Below are 5,994 nucleotides of genomic sequence, written 5' to 3' on the forward strand. Positions count from 1 at the left end.
AAAAGGAGCTGGTAATTATGTTCTCGCCATTAACGCCGTTAGATTGGAAACGAAGAGCAGTTAAGTATTATCCGGAAAAAGTAGCTGTAATTGATGGAGAAAAGGAATTTACATATAAGCAATTTTCGCAGCGTGCTGACCAGCTATCTTATTCTTTATATAAAGCAGGTATTCGAAAAGGGGATCATGTAGCAGTAATGCTTCCTAACACTCATTATATGCTGGAGTGCTTTTATGGGATCTGTCAGCTGGGAGCGGTAATGGTACCATTAAATTACCGTCTTAATGCGGAGGATATTGAGTATATTATCAAGCATAGCGACTCTAAAATGTTGATAGTAGATGCAGAGTTTACAGGCCCGATTGAGAAGATAGTGGAAGAGCTACCTTTTGACCAAATCGTAGTAGTGGCTGTTGCCGGACATAGTCATACATTGAAAGCAAAGGATTATGAGGACTTTATCACAGCAGGGACAGAGGCAATAGAATTCCCAGAGATAGATGAAAATCAGCTGCTTACCTTAAACTATACAAGTGGAACGACCTCTAAGCCAAAAGGGGTTATGCTGACACATCGAGGAAATTATTTGAACGCAGCAAACTTTATGTATCATTTAAATGTAAATCATGATGACGTGTATCTTCATACTTTACCTATGTTTCATGCAAATGGCTGGGGAGGAGTCTGGGCACTCACAGCAGTAGGGGCTACCCATATTTGTTTGCGAAAAGTAGATCCTCCGTTAATTCTAGATTTATTTGAAAAGCATAAAATATCTTTATTATGCGGGGCTCCAACCGTTGTTAATATGCTTGTTAATGAACCGAAGGCAAAAGATGTGAAAATCACAACTAATCCGCGTATGGCTACTGCAGGGGCTCCGCCTGCCGCGGCCTTAATCGCAAAAGCGCAATCAATCCTTGGACTTAATATGATGCATGTATACGGTCTAACGGAAACATCTCCATTCATTCTATATTGCGAATGGAAAAAAGAATTTGATGATCTAACTGTAGATGAACAATCTACTATTAAGGCGAGACAAGGAATCGAGTTAGCGTTTAATGGAGAAACAAAGGTCGTTAATCAGGAGGATGGCAAGGAGGTTGAATGGAACGGTAAGGAGCTAGGAGAAATTATTACACGTGGTAACGTAGTAATGGAAGGATATTATAAGGACCCGGAAAAAACTGCTGAAGCGATTAAAGATGGTTGGTTTTATACAGGTGATTTAGCAGTTACCTATCCAGATGGATATATTGAGATACAAGATCGTATTAAGGATATGATCATTTCAGGAGGAGAAAATATCTCTTCTACTGAAATAGAGGGTGTGCTCTATAAGCATCCAGATATATTAGAAGTAGCTGTCATTGCGGTACCTGATGAAAAGTGGGGTGAGGTACCAAAGGCAGTTGTCGTACTTCAGCCGGAAAGTAGCATTACAGAACAAGAGCTAATTGATTATTGTCGCTCTAAAATGGCTCACTTTAAAGCTCCAAAAGCAGTTGATTTTGTAGAGGCACTTCCTAAAACCGCTACTGGTAAGCTACAAAAATTCCGTCTGCGAGAAATGTATTGGAACGGACCGAAGAAAGTAAATTAATGAAAAAAGATCCCATTGCCTTGAAAGCTGTGGGATCTTTAATATGATGGTAAGTTCTCTTCACTGGTAGTTTTTCAAATTGTATAAACTTAATATGATCCACGTCTAGGGGATCTGCAGTTAAGGTTGCTTCGGACACGCATATATTTCTGTATCAAACGGGCATGTCTTCCCAACTCAGTATGAGGATTAACGAGGGGGCTAAGTCTTTTTAAGAATTCATGGTCACAGTCACATTTACCTCTTCCACTTTCATAACAAAGATCATGCATCATACAGGCAGCATCTACTTCGTTGACGGGCGCCCCTGGTCCACTACATCCCGGTCCACACCAATTATAACCCGGAAGACAAAAGCCACGTTTTCTCTTTCTTCTTTGTTGCAAACGAACACCCCCTTAATCTTTATGTATTAAGATATTCTTGACGGTAAATACGAACAAATACAAGCACCTAGCTGTCCAACATTTATTTTCTATGAATATAAAAAAAGCAACCTAGGTTAAAGGTTGCAAAGTAATTAGGTATTAGACTAAATAGGGAAGTCTTTTGAAAAGAGAGTATTGAATAATTGTATCTGCCACCTTATTAGTTACTCCTTTTAAAAAGCTATTAAGATGATCATTCTTAACATGCATGGCAATACCGTTATATAAATCTTCTATATTCATCCCAAAAATAGTGTTCTCATTTCTTTTATCTATTAGTTTTAACGTCTCACCAGTAAGGAGAAGGTGGGTTGCCCATTCATCTTGATATACCCCTGCTGGCTTTTCCACCCACTGAGCTTGTTCATCTTTATGTATTGCCCATTGGTTCCCTTCTAACATAGCGCACATTATATTCTCGATGTCTACCTCTGAGACTGCAATCATTACTTGTAATTCCTTGGCCAGTTCTGAATATATTTTACTCATTTCCCCATCTCCCTCATTTAAACTTCCTTCTCACTTAATTTACTATTAATTCACGGAAATTTAAATAATCCAAAACATGGGAAGTGTTTTGGGAGCGGGTTGATGGTATTGAAAGGTGAGCGATTGTGTGCTTTTATAGAGCTTATCCCTTTTAAGGTGTTGTTCAGTAACTTTTTATCGAGAGGAAACGACGATAAAGCGAACTGGTTTATCTGTTAGGTTGTACCAGTAATGTAATAGATTTGCGTTAAACATAGTGGATTGCTGTTCTTTCAATACTTCCTCCTTGCCATCGACCACTACAGTTAAGGTACCTTCCACAACAAAAAGAAATTCATGACCTTTATGTGAAAAGGCGTTCCCCTTGTTTTCCCCTGGTTGAAGCGTAACTAATATAGGAGCATAAGCAGCATCCTGGATGCCGTTTGATAGATCCTTATAATAAAACTGTTGTCTGATTTCAGCTAGATCGTCATTTAAGGAGTCTGGAAAGAACACTGTTGGATTGACATTTAAGGCATCTGCTATTTTTTTCAGAGATTCTAAGGTCACACTAGATTTTCCTCTTTCTACTTGAGATAGAAAACTTATAGAAACCTCAGTCTGGTCTGCTAGTTCCTTTAAGGTAAGCTTACGTTCTTTTCTTAAATCTTTTAAAATGGTTCCAATTAAATTAGAAGACATATGAATCTCTCCTTTTTATATCTCTAAACCCATCATACCTACTATTAATGCATGTCTCAACTTCCCACTTCAAATAAATATTGACAGAAAATTTAAAACTATCTAAAATGAGTTATGGGGAGAAATTAAAGTACCACTTCAATTTTAGAAAGGGAGATGTAAATGGATCCAAAGCAAATGAGGAAGGTCTGGATTGCTAGCTTAGTAGGAAGTTCAATAGAATGGTTTGATTACTTTCTATATGGAACAGTAGCAGCACTTGTTTTCAATCAAGTATTTTTTGTAACAGAGGAACCAACTGTAGGATTATTGCTCTCATACGCATCATTTGCTTTAGCATTTTTTATTCGTCCATTTGGAGGAATTATATTTAGTCATATTGGTGACCGGATCGGAAGAAAGAAAACACTAGTCATCACATTGAGTTTAATGGGAATTGCCACCTTTGGTATGGGGTTACTTCCTACTTACCAGGCAATCGGTGTTTGGGCACCAATCCTATTAATAACTTTACGTCTCATCCAAGGTCTAGGTATTGGAGGAGAATGGGGAGGCGCGCTCTTACTTGCAGTGGAATATGCACCTAAGGAAAAACGTGGGTTATACGGTTCTATACCTCAAATGGGTGTAACTATTGGGATGGTAATGGGGACCGTCGCATTATCCATTATGACTCTCCTACCTGAGGGGTCCTTTATGACTTGGGGATGGCGTGTTCCATTTATCATGAGTGCGTTCCTTGTCATTTTTGGTTTATGGATTCGTAAAGGAATTGAAGAAACACCTTCATTTAAAAGGATGCAAGAGTCGGGAGAGATTCCTAAGCTCCCAATCGTTGATACGTTAAAGTATCATTGGAAAGAGGTTATTATTGCTGTAGGAGCAAAGGTTGTTGAAACTGCACCTTTCTACATATTTGGGACGTTTGTTGTTTCTTACGCTACAGCGGAACTAGGCTTCTCACGTACAGCTGTATTAAATACTGTAATGGTTGCAACCGTGATCACGACTATTCTGATACCGATTATGGGAAGCCTTTCAGATAAAATTGGTCGTAAAAAGGTTTATGTGGCTGGAACAGTTGGGATGATTTTATTTGCTTTCCCGTACTTTTGGATGCTTCAGCAGCAGTCGCTTGTGTTATTAGTTGTTGCCACAGTAATTGGGCTTGGAATCATATGGGCTCCAATTACAGCAGTACTAGGAACTATGTTTTCGGAAATATTTGACGCTAAGGTTCGCTATACTGGAATTACACTCGGCTATCAAATAGGAGCAGCTTTAGCAGGTGGTACAGCCCCATTGGTAGCGACAAGTCTTATGCTTCAATTTGATGGATCCTATGTCCCAGTGGCATTTTATATTATTTTCACTGCTGTGATTTCTTTATTGGCAATTTGGGCTGTGAAGGATAGAAGTCAGCAAAATTTAGATGAGGTAACTTCTGTACAAACAGGCGAAACAATAACTAAGTCTACTCAAAAAGAATTTAGTAAGGTGTAATTGCATGAACATAGAACTCGTCTTACATCATCTTGCAAGACGAGTTTTTATTTTTGGGAGGTTCTAATAATGCTAGTAATAAATGAGCAAGAGATAATATCTACATATAAGATGGAAGATGCAATTAGGGATGTAACAGCTGTATTAAAAGCAAAGGCGAACGAAAAAATTGCAAACCCCCATAGAACTGTCATTGAGTTCCCTCAGCATGAGGCCTCTGCATTGTATATGCCAAGTGCCGATTTAGCTGGAGAAGTGACAGCAGTGAAGGTAGTGACCATCTTCCCAAACAATCCATCGCTAGGGAAATCAACTACACAAGGAGTTGTTTTACTTTCCGATGCAACGAATGGGGAACATCTTGCAATGTTAAATGCATCCTATTTAACAAGATTACGGACGGGTGCACTTAGTGGAATTGCTACAGATTATTTAGCTCGAAAGGATGCTAAGGTATTAACGGTTATTGGAACCGGAGCAATGGCATTTGAGCAAGTCCTTGGAGTGTTAGCTGTCCGTAAGATAGAACGGATTCTCCTTGTGAATAGAACATCAGCTAAAGCAGAACAGTTTGGTCAAAAGCTACTAGACTTTGGTGTAAATGTTTCATATGAAGTGATGGAGGATGTCTCCGCTGCAGTAAGCGAGGCCGATATTATTTGCTGTTCAACAAGGTCGATTGAGCCAGTCTTTAATGGGGAGGACGTAAAGCCAGGTACCCATATAAATGGAGTTGGCTCTTATTTGCCTCATATGTTAGAGATGGATGTAGCCACGATAACGAAGTCCTCTAAGATTGTAGTAGACGATCTGGCTGGCGTAAAAGAGGAAGCTGGTGAGCTGATGCATGCAGCTAAAGTTAGCGAATGGTCCTTCGATAAAATACATAGCGAAATAGGACAGCTAGTCACGGGAGCAGTTAACGGACGTCAACAAGAAGAGGAAATAACTATATTCAAGTCTGTCGGCGCAGCTTACTATGATTTGGCTGTTGCAAAGGGTGTTTTTGTAAAAGCAAGGGAACATAATATTGGTACAGAAATAGAGGTATAAAAAGGAGTCCGAGTAGCAAATTATGCTTCTCGGACTTTTCTAATTGTGTAGGAAACTATAAAATTCTGAAACTTGTCCTCGCATTTCCCCATTTGCTTGTCGGGGCAGAGATAGGCGCCTGCGCTTTTCTGATTGTCTAGCTCCGGCGCCTTGCCCCTCGGGGTCAAATGGGAAAATACTGCGGTGGCTGAGGAACTGCCTCCTCGCATTTCCCCATTTGCCTGTCGGGG

General features: G+C 39.7%; 6 protein-coding genes. 3 read left to right on the forward strand and 3 right to left on the reverse strand.

Annotated elements, in window-relative coordinates:
• Positions 1-17 precede the first annotated feature (17 nt).
• Positions 18-1,607 carry a long-chain-fatty-acid--CoA ligase gene (locus AC06OU_RS00305; RefSeq protein WP_475853346.1) on the forward strand — a complete coding sequence of 530 codons (1,590 nt, stop codon included), beginning with the start codon at positions 18-20 and terminating at the stop codon, positions 1,605-1,607.
• A gap of 89 nt (positions 1,608-1,696) precedes the next feature.
• Here AC06OU_RS00305 and AC06OU_RS00310 read toward each other — a convergent pair whose 3' ends face one another.
• The 3 genes from AC06OU_RS00310 to AC06OU_RS00320 all read right to left on the reverse strand — a co-directional run bounded on the left by AC06OU_RS00310 (position 1,697) and on the right by AC06OU_RS00320 (position 3,208).
• Positions 1,697-1,993 carry a phospholipase gene (locus AC06OU_RS00310; protein ID WP_475853337.1) on the reverse strand — a complete coding sequence of 99 codons (297 nt, stop codon included), beginning with the start codon at positions 1,991-1,993 and terminating at the stop codon, positions 1,697-1,699.
• 141 nt (positions 1,994-2,134) lie between these two features.
• The gene (locus AC06OU_RS00315) at positions 2,135-2,524 is read right to left on the reverse strand and encodes a hypothetical protein (protein WP_475853339.1); all 390 of its coding nucleotides are present in this window, start codon (positions 2,522-2,524) and stop codon (positions 2,135-2,137) included.
• A gap of 174 nt (positions 2,525-2,698) precedes the next feature.
• Positions 2,699-3,208, reverse strand: coding sequence for a helix-turn-helix domain-containing protein (locus AC06OU_RS00320; RefSeq protein WP_475853341.1), 510 nt, complete (start codon positions 3,206-3,208; stop codon positions 2,699-2,701).
• Positions 3,209-3,370: 162 nt separating this feature from the next.
• Between AC06OU_RS00320 and AC06OU_RS00325 the strand changes: the two genes are divergently transcribed.
• Both AC06OU_RS00325 and AC06OU_RS00330 read left to right on the forward strand, forming a co-directional pair.
• Positions 3,371-4,711: an MFS transporter gene (locus tag AC06OU_RS00325; protein WP_475853343.1), complete on the forward strand. Its 1,341-nt coding sequence runs from the start codon at positions 3,371-3,373 to the stop codon at positions 4,709-4,711.
• A 69-nt stretch (positions 4,712-4,780) separates the two neighbouring features.
• A complete protein-coding gene (locus AC06OU_RS00330; protein ID WP_475853344.1) occupies positions 4,781-5,764 on the forward strand; it encodes an ornithine cyclodeaminase family protein in 984 nt (327 codons plus the stop codon).
• Positions 5,765-5,994 lie beyond the last annotated feature (230 nt).

The organism is Psychrobacillus sp., assembly GCF_056205495.1.